Genomic DNA, 14,513 nt, shown 5'->3' with positions numbered 1-14,513 from the left:
AGGATCACGCCAGCGCGCGGTCCAGAATGGTTGCGACATGCACCGCCTCGCGGGCAGTGCCGTCCTTGATCTGATGGCGGCAGGAAGTGCCGTCGGCGACAAGCACTGTGTCTCCGTCGGCGGCGCGGATGGCGGGCAGCAGATCGCGCTCCGCCATGGCCATGGACACTTCCAGATTCTTTGCTTCATAGCCGAACGCGCCGGCCATGCCGCAGCAGCTCGACTGGATGACTTCGACATCCATGTCCGGCACCAGCCGCAACGCGGTCTCGACCGCGCCCATGGCGGCGAAGGCCTTCTGATGGCAATGGCCATGCACCAGCGCCTTTGCGGCGACCGGTTTGAAGGCGGCAGTGATCTTTCCGGCCTTCTGCTCCCGGGCGATGAATTCCTCGAACAGCAGGGCATGTTCCGCGATCAGGTCCGTGTCCGCGCCCGGCAGCATCGCCTTGAATTCGTCCCGCAACGTGAAGAGACAGGACGGCTCCAGTCCGACAACGGGAATGCCGCGCCGGGCATAGGGCAGATAGGCCGCGATCATGCGCCGGGCTTCTTCCTTCGCCTTGTCTACGAGGCCGGAGGCCAGGAAGGTTCGCCCGCAGCAAAGATGGCGTCCGCCCGAACCGCGCGGATCGACCACATGGACGCGGTAGCCGAGTGCCTTCAGGACCCGCAGCGCGGCCCGCAGGTTTTCCGGCTCGAAATAGGTGCTGAAAGTGTCGTTCAGCAGCACCACATCGCGCCCGTCATTCTCATCCGGATCGGCATCGTCAGCCTCGCAGCCGGAAAACGGAACGTCGCTCCAGACCGGCAGGCTGCGCTTGGCGCTGAAGCCAAGCAGTGCCTCGGAAAGCCCCTTAAGCCCCGGCACCACATCCCGCGCATTCGCCAGATATCCGAAGCGGGACGCCGCCTCGGCATAGCGCGGCAGGTAGGAAACGAGGCGGTCCTTTAACTTTAAACCATGTTTCTTCGTATAGTGATGCAGGAACTCGACCTTCATGCGCGCCATGTCGACGCCGGTCGGGCATTCCCGCTTGCAACCCTTGCAGGAAACGCAGAGATCCATGGTCTCTTTCATCTCCGGCGCGACCAGCGCTTCGGGGCCGAGCTGACCGGACAGGGCGAGCCGCAGCGTGTTGGCCCGGCCGCGGGTCAGGTCTTTTTCATTCTTCGTCGCCCGGAAGCTCGGGCACATCACACCGGCATCGCGTTTGCGGCAGGCGCCGTTGTTGTTGCACATCTCCACCGCACCGGAGAGACCGCCCCATTCGGACCAGTCCAGCGCCGTGTCGATCGGCACCGGCGCATAACCCGGCTTGAAGCGGAACAGCGACCGGTCATCCATCTTCGGCGGATCGACGATGCGGCCCGGATTCATCATCCGCTCCGGATCGAACGCGCGCTTCACCTCGCCAAAAGCATTAACGAGCCGCTTGCCGAACATCTTCTCGTGGAACTCGGAACGGACGATGCCGTCGCCATGCTCGCCGGAGTGGGAACCCTTGTATTCCCGCACCATGTCGAAGGCTTCCTCGGCGATGGCGCGCATGCGCTTCACATCGCCCTCTTCCCGCATGTTCAGCACCGGGCGGACATGCAGGCAGCCGACGGAGGCATGGGCATACCAGGTGCCGTGCGTGCCGTGCTTCTCGAACACCTGGGTCAGCCGGTCTGTGAATTCGGCCAGATCTTCCAGCGGGACGGCGCAATCCTCGATAAAGGAGACCGGCTTTCCGGCCTGCTTCATCGACATCATGATGTTGAGGCCCTGGCGCCGGACCTCCCCGATGGTGGCCTGCAGGGCCGGCGCGGTCGCATCCACCACCGCGTCCGGATAACCGAGGTCCGCCATCAAAACTTCAAGCTGACGCAACTGCGCGACGCAGGCCGCATGGTCCTCACCGGCAAACTCGACCACCAGAACCGAGTCCGGCTCCCCCTTCACGAACTCCGCGATCATCGGTTTGAAGATCGGGATTTCCCGGGCCAGCTCGATCATGTTCCTGTCGATCAGCTCCACCGCATGCGGCTTCAGCGTCACGATATGCTGGGTCGCGTCCATCGCCTTGTAGAAGGTCGGGAAATGGCAGACGCCCATGACCTTGTGGGTTGGAATGCGGTGCAACTTCAGCTCGACCTGGCGGAAAGCCGCGAGCGTCCCTTCGGAGCCGACCAGCAAGCTCGCCATATTGTGCCCGGCGGGATTGATGGTGTTGATATTGTAGCCGCCGACCCGGCGCATGAGATTCGGAAACTTCGCAGCGATCTCGCCGCCTTCGCGGTCGGCAATGGCGCGCATTTCCTGCACCAGATCGCGATAGCGCGGCTCCGTCTCGATGGCGCCGAGATTACCCGGCACCGGCCCGAAATGAAGCTGTTCGCCGGTCGGCAGAACTGCATCGATGGAAAGTACATTGTCCACCATGATGCCGTAATGAATCGAGCGGCCGCCGCAGGAATTGTTCGCCGTCATGCCGCCGATGGTGGCCCGGCTGGCGGTCGAGACATCGACAGGGAAGAACAGCCCGTAGGGCTTCAGGGCCGCATTCAGATGGTCGAGCGCGATACCCGGTTCGACCACCGCCCGCATGTTCTCCGGATCGATTTCGATGATCCTGTTCAGATGCTTCGAGCAGTCGAGCACAAGCGACTCGTTCACCGTCTGCCCGCACTGGCTGGTACCGCCACCGCGCGGCAGCAGGGAGACCCCGTTCTCCCGCGCGATCTCCATGGCGGCGATCAGGTCTGCCTGGTTTTTCGGGATGACGACGCCAACCGGCTCGACCTGATAGATCGAGGCATCGGTCGCATAACGGCCACGGGAAAAGCGGTCGAACAGCACCTCTCCCTGCAACGCGCGATCAAGGCGCGCAGCCAGACCCCCACCATTTGGCGACACGGCGGCCATCACTTACTCCTGACAAAAACAACGCGCAAAGTCTGGCCGGTTCTTCCACGATGACAAATCGACTTCCACGATGCGGCAAAACATTGCCGCATATCAGTCCTGCGCGTGAGCCTTCTCGAAGTCCCAGACATCGCCGAAGCCCATGGTCCGGGAGAAAGCGCCAAAATCATCCAGCTTCTGGGACGCGCCCTTGCTGGAGCCGGTCTCTTTCAGACGGCCATAGACGGAGCGGAGCGCCGCGCCCATGGCAAGGAAACCAGTACCGGGATAGATCGCCATTGAATAGCCCAGCTCGGTATATTCCTCCGCGCTCAGCACCGGCGTCTTGCCGCCCTCGACCACATTGACCAGCAACGGCTTGTCGAAGGCTGCGCAGATTTTCTCCATCTCCTCCACCGATTCCGGTGACTCGATGAACAGAACATCCGCCCCGGCCTTGGCGAAAGCCTCGCCCCGGCGCAGCGCTTCGTCGAGCCCGTAATTGGTACGCGCGTCGGTCCGGGCGACGATGGCGAAATCCGCACTGTCCCGGCTTTCCACCGCGACCTTGATCTTCTGTACCATGTCCTCCAGCGGGATCACTTTCCGGTTCGGGGTATGCCCGCATTTCTTCGGAAATTCCTGATCCTCAAGCTGAATACCAGCCGCCCCCGCCGCCTCGTAGCCGCGCACCGTGTGCTGGACATTCAGCAGCCCGCCATAGCCGGTGTCACCGTCCGCGACCAGCGGCGAAGAGACCGTGTCGGCCAGCACCTTCACCCGGCCGACCATGTCCGAATAGCTCGCGAGGCCCGCATCGGGCAGGCCGAGGTGAGAGCCGACCGTGCCGTAGCCGGTCATATAAAGCGCTTCAAAGCCGAACTCGTCGGCGATGCGCGCGGAAATGCCGTCGAATATACCGGGGGCAATAAGAAGTTTGCCCGGCTTGATCAGGTCCAATAGCCGCGTCACGGCGCTTCCTCCAAATGTCTCGGGCAAGTCTCAGGCTCAAGCCCTTGTTCCGGGGACGATACCCAGCCAGACTGACGACAATCAATCCTCGCGCTTTCCACTCTCGGAAATACTGCCTGCGTGGATTGCCCTCAATACGAACACGGTGCCCCATGACCAAGGACCTACTCGCCCCCGTTCTCGCCCGCATTGATTCCGGTCTGGATCAATCCGTCGACCGGCTTGTCGACGTGCTGCGCATCCCCAGCATCAGCACGGACCCGAAATTCGATCCCGACGTTCACCGCGCCGCCGCGTGGATGGCAGACCAGCTGACCGGGATCGGCTTCGACGCCGCCGTGCGCCCGGCCAAGAAGCACCCGATGGTGGTCGGCCACATGAAAGGCCCCGAAGGCGCACCGCATATCCTCTATTACGGCCATTACGATGTGCAGCCTGCTGACCCTTACGAGCTGTGGGACAGCGATCCGTTCGATCCGGTGATCGTCGAGGCGGAGCGCGGCAAGCGCATCGTCGCCCGTGGCGCGGTCGACGACAAAGGACAGGTCATGACCTTCATCGAGGCCTTCCGCGCCTGGATGGACGTACATGGCTCCCTGCCGATCAGCGTGACCGTGCTGCTTGAGGGGGAAGAGGAAAGCGGCTCCGAGAGCCTTGAGCCTTTCCTCGCCGCCAACAAGGACGAGCTCAGCGCCGATGCCTGTGTCGTCTGCGATACCGGCATGTGGTCCGTCGACAAGCCGGCCATCACCTACATGCTGCGCGGCATTGTCTCCGTCGAGGTCAAGATCAAGGGCCCGAGCCGGGATCTGCATTCCGGCATGTATGGCGGTGGCGTCATCAACCCGATCAACCTGCTGTCAAAAATCCTCGGCGACTTCCATGACGAGACCGGTCGCATCCGGATCGAGGGCTTCTATGACGATGTCCTGCCGGTCGGCGACAACGAGCTGAAACAATGGGCCGGTCTCGGTTTCGACGAAGAGGCTTTCCTGAAGGAAGTCGGACTTGAAGTGCCTGGCGGCGAGCAGGGTTTCAGCGCTTTGGAGCGGATCTGGGCGCGGCCGACGCTGGACGTCAACGGCATCACCGGCGGCTATCAGGATCCGGGCGGCAAGACCGTGATCGCGTCGGAAGCATCCGCCAAGATCACCTGCCGTCTGGTGCCGGATCAGGACCCGGACAAGATCATCGCCGGACTGAAAGCCTTCGTCACCGAACGGCTGCCGAAGGGCTACAGCCTGGAAATCGTCCATGAAGGCGGCTTCCCGGCACTGCGGGTGCCGACGGAATCCGACTATCTGAAAGCAGCGGTCGCCGGGCTTCGGGACGAGTACGAAACGGAGCCGGTACTGATCGGCTGCGGCGGTTCCATCCCGGCGGCAGGATCAATCCGCAATCTGCTCGGCATGGACAGCCTGCTGGTCGGTTTCGGGCTGGAAGATGACCGGGTGCACAGCCCGAACGAGAAGTTCGAAATGGTCTGCTTCCACCGGGGTATCCGCTCCAACGCCGCCATCATGGCTCGGCTGGCGGAACTCGCCGGGTAAACCGATACGCCTTCACTTGAAAAAGCGCTGCGGAAATCTTTTCGCAGCGCTTTTTTTATTGGCGCCTCACGGCCTTATGCAGTATTTGGCAATGAGTTTGGGAATTTGGATGCCATGAACTTCACGGCCAGCACAGAGCGACGAGCAAACCCGCGACGACGACGTATCGCCGCGCGTAGTGCGCTGTCCGTCATCACGCTCTAGGCCGCTTCCCTTTTCGGGACGGCCATCTCAAGGCCGGAAGTCCCGACAATGATCGTTATCGAACAAGAAAACACCGCCGACGCGGCAGCCATTGAGTCCCTGCTGGATATAGGTTTCGGCGCGGGCCGTCTTTCCAAGACCGTCTACACGTTGCGGCAGGGGCCGTCCGTGCCATCCCTCAGCCTTGTCGCCCGTACCGGGTTCGACGCCAAGGTCGGCGCCTCCATCCGGTTCTGGTGTTGCGACGTGAAAAACGGGGACAAGATCCTGCCCGCGCTTATCCTCGGCCCGCTGGTGGTCGATCCGGCCCTGCAGGGCAAGGGCCTCGGCCGGACGCTCGTCGCCCGGGCGCTGGAAGAAGCGGATCAGGAAGGCTGGGATCTTTGCCTCGTGGTCGGCGAAGCCTCCTATTACAGCCCCTATAGTTTTGTCCTGGCGGAACCTTACGGGTTCGAGCTGCCCGGCCCGGTCGACCAGCCGCGTTTCCAGGTCCGGGCTGCACCGGACCTGTTGCAGTCGCTGGCAGAGAAACCAATGCTCCGCAAAGTGCTGCCTTGGAGCGGCAGGGCAAGTGGCGTAGAAGGTGCCTGGGCTGCGTCCCGCGCCGCCTGAACTCCTGACAAGACAAAGGCTCCCAAGCAATGTTCGAGGCCGTGTATTTCGGGTGGGACGTGCCTGTCTGGGGCGTCGCCCTCGCCGCCACGCTGATCGGCGGGATCGTCCGCGGCTTCACGGGCTTCGGGTTTGCCCTGATTCTGATCAGCGCCTTGCTGCTGGTCGCCGATCCGGTCTCCGTTGTCCCGCTGACCCTGATCATCGATCTGCTGGCGGGCTTCACCCTGCTGCCGCGCACCTACCGGGATGTCCACTGGACGGGTATCCGGCAGCTTCTGATCGGGTCCGCCATCGGCGTGCCCGCCGGGTTCGCCTGCCTGCTTCTGGTCGCGCCGGAGCCGATGAAGATCGCGATCTATGCAGCCGTCCTGCTGTCGGTGATCCTGATCGCCTGCGGCTTTAAAATGGCCACTGTCCCAAACAACCGAATGCTCACCGGGACCGGCATTGTCTCCGGCCTGATGTCCGGCGCCGCGGGCGTGCCCGGCCCGCCGATGGTGCTGCTCTATCTTTCCTCGCCGCTGCCGGTCGCGATCACCCGGGCAACGGGGATCGCCTTCTTTATTTTCGTCGATATCTTCGCCATTGCGCTTGCCGCCTATAAGGGGCTGATGGATGCGGACATGCTGATCCGCTGCGCTATCCTGATACCGGTCATGGCTGTCGGAACCTCGATCGGGCATAGACTTTTCGGCATCACACGCCCTGAAACCGTCAAGCTGGCGGCCATTATCCTGCTCGGCGTGCTGGCGATTGTCGGCATCGGCAAGGTTCTGGTAGTTTAGCGCCGCCAACCACAGGGCATCCCCCAGACCTAACGGTGAATTGAATGCCGACCCTCTATCACCTTTGGATTTCGCCTTTCTGCCGGAAGATCCGCGTGTCTCTCGGCGAGAAGAAAATCGAGACCGAAACCAAGGTCGAACAGATCTGGGACCGGCGCCCGGAATTTCTCGCCATGAACCCGGACGGCACAGTGCCTGTTTTCGTCGACGATGACGGCACCGTGGTCGCCAATTCCAGCGCCATCTCCGAATATCTCGAAGAAACCCGCCCCGAGATCCCGCTGCTGCCGGGCGACGCCGCCGCGCGTGCCGAAATCCGCCGTCTGGTGGCCTGGTTCGACCGCAAGTTCAGCACGGAAGTGACGGACATGCTGGTCGGCGAGAAGCTGATGAAACGCTTCCTTGGCACCGGCGAGCCCTCAAGCGCGGCGATCCGTGCCGGGCATACGAATATCGCCACCCACATGGCCTATATCGGTTTTCTGGCAGAGCGCCGGAACTGGCTCGCCGGCGATCATTTCAGCCTGGCAGACATTGCCGCCGCCTCCCACATCTCCACCGTCGACTATATCGGCGATGTGCCGTGGGAGAAGTACCCCGAAGCCAAGGAATGGTATGCCCGGGTCAAGTCCCGCCCGAGCTTCCGCCCCCTGCTGTCAGACCACATCCCCGGCGTCCGCCCACCAGCGCACTACGCCAATCTGGATTTCTGACCGGATAAGGACACCATTTTTCCCGGCCCCCGAGCCGGGACCTTTTTGATCGCAGGACTCACCCGGGGTTTCGAGTTTGATCATAGGGCTCACCCCGCTTCGGGAGGTCCCGGGTCAAGCCCGGAAAAATGGAGCTCACTCAGCGCACCATCACGTCCATCTCTTCGATACGCCCGCGCGCCGCCGCAGCGGCACGCGAGTCTGGTGCAAGCTTGATAACCTGTAGCCAATCCTCGCGGGCACCGTCCAGATCTCCCTGATACTGGCGGAGAATGCCGCGTTCCAGCAGCGCGTCCGGGTCGAACGGCGCCAATTCCAGAACGGTATTCACTTCTCTCGCCGCATCCTCCAGTCGGTCGAGCTGGCGCAGCGTAACGGCACGATAGGTATGGGCTTCCACCGATCCCGGATTCCGCCTGATCGCTTCATCCAGATCGGCGAGAGCGGCATCGTATTTTTCCAGCTCCATCAGCGTGACCGCACGGTCAACCCAGAGCTCCGGGTCGTCCGGCGCCAGATCCAGCAATGTGCTTTGCAGCTTGAACGCCTTGTCCGGCCGCCCGGCAAGATACCAGGCCTGGCCTGCCTGCATCAGAATGCCGCCAAGCAGGGCCGTGCGCGCCGTCCCGAGGTCGGTCGCCAGACGCTCCAGCCGGGACGCGGCCTCGTCATACTGATGCAACTGCAACAAAGCCACCGCGAGACAGTGCCGCGCCGGAATGCCTCCGCCTTGCTTGTACCAGGCGAGACCGCTGCTATAGGCCTCCTCCGGCCGCTCCCGGGTGAGCGCCATGCAGGCCTGATATTCCTGTTGATGATCAATCTCGGCAGCGGCTGCCGGAAAGATCGCGGAGAAGCAGGTGACTCCGGCGAGCGCAATGCCCGCGAGATTTAGCCTGCCGCGTCGCATAGTGCCGCCACGGTCTGGGACAGGATTTCCAGATCCCGGTCGGTAGAAAGCCGGTGGTCGCCGTCCTTCACAAACCGGATCTGAACATCCTCGCTCTCGACATTCCCGGCGATGCGCAGTGAAAGCTCATAGGGCACCGATTCGTCGCACATGCCATGCAGCAGGCGTACCGGCACGCTGATCGGCATTTTCTCCCGCATGACCAGATGGTCGCGGCCGTCCTCGATCAGCTTCATGGTGATGGTGTAGGGCTCGTCGCTGTATTCCGAGGGCTCGAAATAAACCCCGTCACGTTGCAGCGTCTGTTTGATCTCGTCAGGAAAACTCGCCCACATCAGGTCCTCGGTGAAGTCCGGCGCGGCGGCGATGCCGACCAGACCGGCAAGCCGCTGCGGCCGCTGCAAAGCCGCCTGCAACATGATCCAGCCGCCCATGGAAGAGCCGACAAGAATCAGCGGCCCCGTGGTCACTTCGTCTATCAGATAGAGTGCGTCGGAGAGCCAGATTCCGATGGAGCCATCCTCGAATTTCCCCGAGGACTGGCCATGTCCCTGATAATCCAGCCGGAGAAATGCCTGCCCCCGTTCACGCGCCAGAGCTTCAAGCGTCAAGGCCTTGGTACCCGTCATGTCGGACATGAAGCCACCAAGGAAGACAATTGTGGGTCCGCGCCCGTCCAGTTTGTGATAAGCGAGACGTGCGCCGTCCGGCTTTTCGATATAGAGGGGCGTGGGGTCCGGCGACTGCTGGGTTTGCTCGGTCATTGTGGTAAACTTCATGACAATGAAAACAACATGCTTGGAACGCCGGTGAACGACGGCCCCTCCATGAGGCCTAACATACCGAACCTCCGCCAATCGAGCGGCGATTACGATATGTTCCGCCGACCACCGGAAGACAAGAAGCCGGTCGTCCTGCAAATTCTGCCCGCCCTGGTCTCCGGTGGCGTGGAGCGGGGAACAATCGACGTTGCCCGCGCGCTTGTCGAAGCCGGTTGGGATGCCCTGGTGATTTCCGCGGGCGGGCCGATGGTGCACGATCTGACCCGCGTCGGCGCGCGTCATATCCAGCATCCTCTCGGCTCCAAGAACCCGCTGAGCTGGCGACAGAATTTCGACTGGCTGGTCGACGTCATCCATAAGGAAAATGTCGATATCGTGCATGCCCGCTCACGCATGCCGGCCTGGATTTCCTGGCGCGCGGCGCGCAAGAACAAGGTGCCGTTCGTCACCACCTTTCACGGCCGCTTCCCGGACACCAACCCACTGAAAAAACTCTATAACTCGGTGATGGTACGGGGCGACCGAGTGATTGCCATCTCGCATTTCGTCGCCCATGAGATCGAGACGCGCTTCGGCACCGGCAGCGACAAATTGCGGATTATCCCGCGCGGCGTGAATGTTGACCTGTTCAACCCGGAGGGCGTGTCCGCCGAACGGATGATCAAGCTCAGCCGCGAATGGCGCCTGCCGGACGGTGTGCCGGTGATTGTCATGCCGGGACGGATCACCCGCTGGAAAGGGCACGACGTCCTGATCGATGCCCTGACCAAGCTGGGTGGCCAGCCTGTCCATTGCATCATGGCCGGGTCCTACGAAGGCAAGGAAAGCTACAAGGCCGAACTTGAAGAGAAAATCGCCAAGGCCGGACTTTCCGCCTCGGTGATGTTCTCCGGCTCCGTCGCCGACATGCCCTGCGTCTACCAGATCGCCGATGTCGTGGTTTCCGCCTCCATCGATCCCGAGCCTTTCGGCCGGGTGATGATCGAGGCGCAAGCGATGGGCCGTCCGATTGTCGCGACGGATCACGGCGGCGCGCGGGAGTCGGTCATTCCCAACAAGACCGGCTTCCTTGTCAAACCGAACGATGCCGATGCACTCGCGGAAGGCATTCGCACCGCACTCGCCCTGACGGCGGAGCAGCGCGCCGTGGTGACCGAGACCGCCGTGGCCCATGTCCGGGAGCATTATACGACCAGCGACATGTGCGCCCGCACCCTCTCCGTCTATCAAGAAGTCCTGCCGCTCTCGCCAAATGCCGGATAGCTCCACAGATCAGACCGGGGCCGGACAGGAGCAGTCACGCATTCTTGTCATCAAGCTCGGCGCGCTCGGCGACTTCATCTATGCGCTCGGCCCGATGCAGGCGATCCGCCGTCATCATCCGCATGCCAGGATCACCCTGCTGACACGCCCGGCCTATGCCGGGCTCGGCGAGCGCAGCGGGTTGTTCGACACGATATGGACCGATAGCGAGCCAAAACTCTTCAACCTGCCTGGTGTGCTATCCCTGCGCGCCAAACTGACCGGCGCGAGATTCGACCGGGTCTATGATCTGCAGACATCGGACCGGACCGGATTCTATTACCGGCTGTTCTGGCCGGGCCCAAAACCCGAATGGTCCGGTATCGTCCCCGGGTGCAGTCATTATCATCACTACAAGCGCCCGACCCTGACCCATACCCAGGACCGGCAACAGACCCAGCTTGAAATCGCCGGGATCACGGATGTCCGCCCGTCCGACCTTGCCTTCATGGACAGCGACATCGCGCATTTCGACCTGCCCGAGCGTTTCGCCCTGCTGATCCCCGGCTCATCCCTGAAAATGGCGATGAAGCGCTGGCCGGCGGCGCATTATGGCGAGGTTGCAAAACGACTGCACCAAACCGGGATCATGCCGGTACTGCTTGGCGGCAAGGAAGATCAGGAAGCCATCCAGAGCATCAAGACAATCTGCCCACAGGCACGAGACCTTTCAGGCCAGACCACGCTTTATGACATCCCCGCACTGGCTCGTGCGGCCAGCCTTGCCATCGGCAACGATACCGGCCCAATGCACATGGCGGCGCTCGCCGGTTGCCAGACCGTCGCGATCTTCTCGACCAGAAGCTTTCCGGAGAAGGCCGCGCCAAGGGGTGAGAACGTCACCTTGTTCGTGGAAAAGGATCTCTTGGATCTTGCGGTGGAGAGTGTTTGGGATACCGTCGAAACAATACTGGAATGCGGCCTCCGCTAACGCCAGATCTGGCCCAAACAACTTCGGCATAACGGCTACCCTATTCCGTATACTGGCCGTCAATTATGCTGGGGCGCGTATATTGAGCGCAGGCTTGACGAAGCTCCTCCTCACTCAGCAGCTCACGACACGGCAATCTACTCAGCACGATATCGGGATCAAAACGATCCGGGACAGCGATTGCGTTGGCGCAAACCGCACGCGGCAGATGCGCAACCGGCGCTTCTTTAAAGTTTGGCCAGCTATGCAGCAGAAAGCTCGCCAGGAACACCCTATAGTCAAGATCCAGCAAGTCAGACATCCATGACAGATCACTGTCCGGGTTATCGGTCTCAATACTCAAGAAGGGGCGGTGTTTCGCCAGCGTGTTGCTGGCTCCACGAATAACCGCTGCTTCGGCACCTTCCACGTCAATCTTGATGAAGTCGCACGCTGTCAGATCAAGCGCGTCAATCGTTGTCATCTCAGTCGGAACATTTTGTCCCAACCCTTCCTTGATCCAGCTTTGAAGGGAGATCGAACCGAAGTTCAACTGGCCTATTTTTGCCGTATCCGGATCAGCGAAAGTTGTTTCCCCGACTCTGTCGGAAACGGCTTTCCTATAAGTAGTCACGTTCGAACATTCATTGATTTCAAGATTGTGGCGCAACAAACCGTTCGCGAAGCCACTCGGCTCGAATGCAATGACGTGCCCCTCGTCCCCTGCAATTTCTGAGAAAAGCAGGCTCATCAGGCCGATATTCGCCCCCACATCGACGATTGTCATGCCGGGTTTCAGAAACGACCTGTAGGTTTTCATCTCACCGTAGCAATAATCGCCGCATTCAGTGAGGGCGCCATAAAGGTAGATATCCGTGACAGGGAACGCCACGCGGCCGACGCGTGTATCAGTACACATGCAGCGATCAAATCGCGGGGCGCATTCACTCATGGCGGAAATACTCTGTTACGAAACCGGGACAACAGTCCCTCTTATACACACACAATTCTTCGAGCCAGCAAGCAGTCAGAAAACAATCGCGCGGCCATCAGCCCCGCTCCCGGTCATGGCACAGCATTCCAGTCTTTCCTTGCGGCAGAGCCATTCCAGCGCTACATAGCACCCCATGCGCAACGGTAGATTTTACGGACCCATGTGGCATCCGACCCAGATAATCGTGACTAGTTAGCCGTTTCGGCCTGGCCGGCCGAGACGGCATACGGATCGGGAATGCTCCCGTCCCAAGGCCTTGCGAAAAATTTGTCACGACACATCCCCCTCAAAAGGGTCGAATATCATGCCTGCCATTACACTTCCCGACGGCTCCGTCCGTTCCTTCGATGCTCCCGTTTCCGGCGCGGAAATCGCCGCCGACATCGGTCCGGGGCTTGCCAAAGCCGCGATCGCCATTCGCATCAACGGTGCGCTCAGCGATCTCAGCCTGCCTATTGCCGAAGACAGCCAGGTCGCCCTTGTCACCAAGAAGGACCAGGAAGCGCTTGAGCTGATCCGGCACGACTGCGCCCACATCATGGCCGAAGCCGTGCTGGAGCTGTATCCCGAAACACAGGTCACCATTGGCCCGTCCATCGAGAACGGCTTCTATTACGATTTCTTTCGCGAAGAACATTTCACGCCGGACGATCTGGAGAAGATCGAAAAGCGGATGCACGAGATTGTCGACCGGGACGAGGCCATCACCCGCGAGGAATGGGACCGGGACGAAGCCGCGCTGCACTACAAGAAGATCCACGAGCCGTTCAAGGTCGAGCTGGTCGAGACCATCCCCTCAGGTGAGGTCATCAGTTTTTACCGTCAGGGCGAGTTCCTCGATCTCTGCCGCGGCCCGCATATGCCGTCGACGAAATATACCGGCCATGCCTTCAAGCTGATGAATGTTGCCGGTGCCTACTGGCGCGGCGATAGCAACCGGCCGCAGCTGCAGCGCATCTACGGCACCGCCTGGCCGGACCAGAAGCAGCTCGACGCCTACCTGCACATGCTGGAAGAAGCCGAGAAGCGCGACCATCGCCGCCTCGGCCGTGAGCTGGACCTGTTCCACATCCAGGAAGAGGCCGTCGGCTCCGTCTTCTGGCATCCGCAAGGCTGGACGCTGTACCGGCAGATCGAGAACCATCTCCGCCGGAAGCTCGACCGGGCCGGTTATCAGGAAGTCAAAACCCCGCAGTTGATCGACCGGTCTCTCTGGGAAGCCTCCGGGCACTGGGAGAAATTCCGCGAGAACATGTTCACGGCCAATGCCGAGGACGACAAGGTGCTCGCCCTGAAGCCGATGAACTGCCCGGGCCATGTGCAGATCTTCAAGCAGGGCCTGAAGAGCTATCGCGATCTGCCGCTGCGGCTTTCCGAATACGGCTCCTGCCACCGGAACGAGCCGTCGGGCGCGCTGCACGGCATCATGCGGGTGCGCGCCTTCACCCAGGACGACGCCCATATCTTCTGCACCGAAGAGCAGATCACCGAAGAAAGCGTGAAGTTCTGCGAGCTGCTGTCGGCGGTCTACAAGGATTTCGGCTTTACCGACGTGCGGGTGAAATTCTCCGACCGTCCGGAAGTGCGTGCCGGTGAAGACGCGATCTGGGACAAGGCCGAGAAGTCGCTGAGCGACGCCTGCGACGCCGCCGGGCTGGACACCACGCTGAACCCCGGTGAAGGCGCCTTCTACGGCCCGAAACTGGAGTTCGTGCTGACCGACGCGATCGGCCGGGACTGGCAGTGCGGTACCCTGCAGGTCGATTTTGTCCTTCCGGAAAGGCTCGACGCTTCCTATATCGATGAGGATAGCAACCGCAAACGTCCGGTCATGCTGCACCGGGCCATCTTCGGCTCGATGGAGCGCTGGATCGGCATCCTGATCG

Annotated in this window: 12 protein-coding genes; 7 read left to right on the top strand and 5 right to left on the bottom strand. The window is 61.4% G+C overall.

Annotation, left to right across the window (positions count from 1 at the left end; genetic code table 11):
* Positions 1-4: 4 nt before the first annotated feature.
* On the bottom strand, positions 5-2,911 hold the full coding sequence (locus AAC126_RS18580; protein WP_339856095.1) for an FAD-linked oxidase C-terminal domain-containing protein: 2,907 nt from the start codon (positions 2,909-2,911) through the stop codon (positions 5-7).
* A 93-nt stretch (positions 2,912-3,004) separates the two neighbouring features.
* A complete protein-coding gene (locus tag AAC126_RS18575) occupies positions 3,005-3,862 on the bottom strand; it encodes an isocitrate lyase/PEP mutase family protein (RefSeq protein WP_339856093.1) in 858 nt (285 codons plus the stop codon).
* 152 nt (positions 3,863-4,014) lie between these two features.
* Here AAC126_RS18575 and AAC126_RS18570 point away from each other — a divergent pair, with 152 nt between their 5' ends.
* The 4 genes from AAC126_RS18570 to AAC126_RS18555 all read left to right on the top strand — a co-directional run bounded on the left by AAC126_RS18570 (position 4,015) and on the right by AAC126_RS18555 (position 7,729).
* Positions 4,015-5,412, top strand: coding sequence for a dipeptidase (locus AAC126_RS18570; RefSeq protein ID WP_339856091.1), 1,398 nt, complete (start codon positions 4,015-4,017; stop codon positions 5,410-5,412).
* 252 nt (positions 5,413-5,664) lie between these two features.
* Positions 5,665-6,228 carry an N-acetyltransferase gene (locus tag AAC126_RS18565; protein ID WP_339856089.1) on the top strand — a complete coding sequence of 188 codons (564 nt, stop codon included), beginning with the start codon at positions 5,665-5,667 and terminating at the stop codon, positions 6,226-6,228.
* Between the two features lie 29 nt (positions 6,229-6,257).
* Positions 6,258-7,016 (top strand): sulfite exporter TauE/SafE family protein, encoded by a 759-nt coding sequence (locus AAC126_RS18560; protein WP_339856087.1) that lies wholly within the window; start codon positions 6,258-6,260, stop codon positions 7,014-7,016.
* Positions 7,017-7,060: 44 nt separating this feature from the next.
* Positions 7,061-7,729: a glutathione S-transferase family protein gene (locus tag AAC126_RS18555; protein WP_339856085.1), complete on the top strand. Its 669-nt coding sequence runs from the start codon at positions 7,061-7,063 to the stop codon at positions 7,727-7,729.
* Between the two features lie 139 nt (positions 7,730-7,868).
* Here AAC126_RS18555 and AAC126_RS18550 read toward each other — a convergent pair whose 3' ends face one another.
* Together AAC126_RS18550 and AAC126_RS18545 are read right to left on the bottom strand one after the other, a co-directional pair.
* Positions 7,869-8,639: a tetratricopeptide repeat protein gene (locus tag AAC126_RS18550; RefSeq protein WP_339856083.1), complete on the bottom strand. Its 771-nt coding sequence runs from the start codon at positions 8,637-8,639 to the stop codon at positions 7,869-7,871.
* The gene (locus AAC126_RS18545) at positions 8,621-9,403 is read right to left on the bottom strand and encodes an alpha/beta hydrolase (protein ID WP_339856080.1); all 783 of its coding nucleotides are present in this window, start codon (positions 9,401-9,403) and stop codon (positions 8,621-8,623) included. Before AAC126_RS18545 ends, AAC126_RS18550 begins: the two co-directional genes overlap by 19 nt.
* A 111-nt stretch (positions 9,404-9,514) precedes the next feature.
* Here AAC126_RS18545 and AAC126_RS18540 point away from each other — a divergent pair, with 111 nt between their 5' ends.
* Both AAC126_RS18540 and AAC126_RS18535 read left to right on the top strand, forming a co-directional pair.
* Positions 9,515-10,684 (top strand): glycosyltransferase family 4 protein, encoded by a 1,170-nt coding sequence (locus tag AAC126_RS18540; RefSeq protein WP_339856078.1) that lies wholly within the window; start codon positions 9,515-9,517, stop codon positions 10,682-10,684.
* Entirely contained in the window at positions 10,674-11,654 is a 981-nt protein-coding gene (locus AAC126_RS18535) for a glycosyltransferase family 9 protein (protein ID WP_339856076.1), read from the top strand. Before AAC126_RS18540 ends, AAC126_RS18535 begins: the two co-directional genes overlap by 11 nt.
* A gap of 40 nt (positions 11,655-11,694) precedes the next feature.
* Here the strand turns inward: AAC126_RS18535 and AAC126_RS18530 are convergent, their stop codons facing one another.
* Positions 11,695-12,585, bottom strand: coding sequence for an FkbM family methyltransferase (locus AAC126_RS18530; protein ID WP_339856072.1), 891 nt, complete (start codon positions 12,583-12,585; stop codon positions 11,695-11,697).
* Between the two features lie 346 nt (positions 12,586-12,931).
* On the opposite strand from AAC126_RS18530, the gene thrS reads away from it, so the two are divergent.
* Positions 12,932-14,513, top strand: a 1,582-nt coding sequence (gene thrS / locus AAC126_RS18525) for a threonine--tRNA ligase (RefSeq protein WP_339856070.1), incomplete at its 3' end; no start/stop codon positions are given.

This window comes from uncultured Nisaea sp. (assembly GCF_963974195.1).
In the GTDB taxonomy this organism is placed as follows: Bacteria; Pseudomonadota; Alphaproteobacteria; order Thalassobaculales; family Thalassobaculaceae; genus Nisaea.
This window is presented reverse-complemented; position numbering and strand designations above follow the sequence as displayed.

What these genes read in the sequence shown, in the direction of transcription:
- AAC126_RS18580 (WP_339856095.1), bottom strand. Translation starts at nt 2,911, where the DNA reads ATGGCCGCCGTGTCGCCAAATGGTGGGGGTCTGGCTGCGCGCCTTGAT.
- AAC126_RS18560 (WP_339856087.1), top strand. Translation starts at nt 6,258, where the DNA reads ATGTTCGAGGCCGTGTATTTCGGGTGGGACGTGCCTGTCTGGGGCGTC.
- AAC126_RS18570 (WP_339856091.1), top strand. Translation starts at nt 4,015, where the DNA reads ATGACCAAGGACCTACTCGCCCCCGTTCTCGCCCGCATTGATTCCGGT.
- AAC126_RS18555 (WP_339856085.1), top strand. Translation starts at nt 7,061, where the DNA reads ATGCCGACCCTCTATCACCTTTGGATTTCGCCTTTCTGCCGGAAGATC.
- AAC126_RS18550 (WP_339856083.1), bottom strand. Translation starts at nt 8,639, where the DNA reads ATGCGACGCGGCAGGCTAAATCTCGCGGGCATTGCGCTCGCCGGAGTC.
- AAC126_RS18535 (WP_339856076.1), top strand. Translation starts at nt 10,674, where the DNA reads ATGCCGGATAGCTCCACAGATCAGACCGGGGCCGGACAGGAGCAGTCA.
- AAC126_RS18565 (WP_339856089.1), top strand. Translation starts at nt 5,665, where the DNA reads ATGATCGTTATCGAACAAGAAAACACCGCCGACGCGGCAGCCATTGAG.
- AAC126_RS18545 (WP_339856080.1), bottom strand. Translation starts at nt 9,403, where the DNA reads ATGACCGAGCAAACCCAGCAGTCGCCGGACCCCACGCCCCTCTATATC.
- AAC126_RS18530 (WP_339856072.1), bottom strand. Translation starts at nt 12,585, where the DNA reads ATGAGTGAATGCGCCCCGCGATTTGATCGCTGCATGTGTACTGATACA.
- AAC126_RS18540 (WP_339856078.1), top strand. Translation starts at nt 9,515, where the DNA reads ATGTTCCGCCGACCACCGGAAGACAAGAAGCCGGTCGTCCTGCAAATT.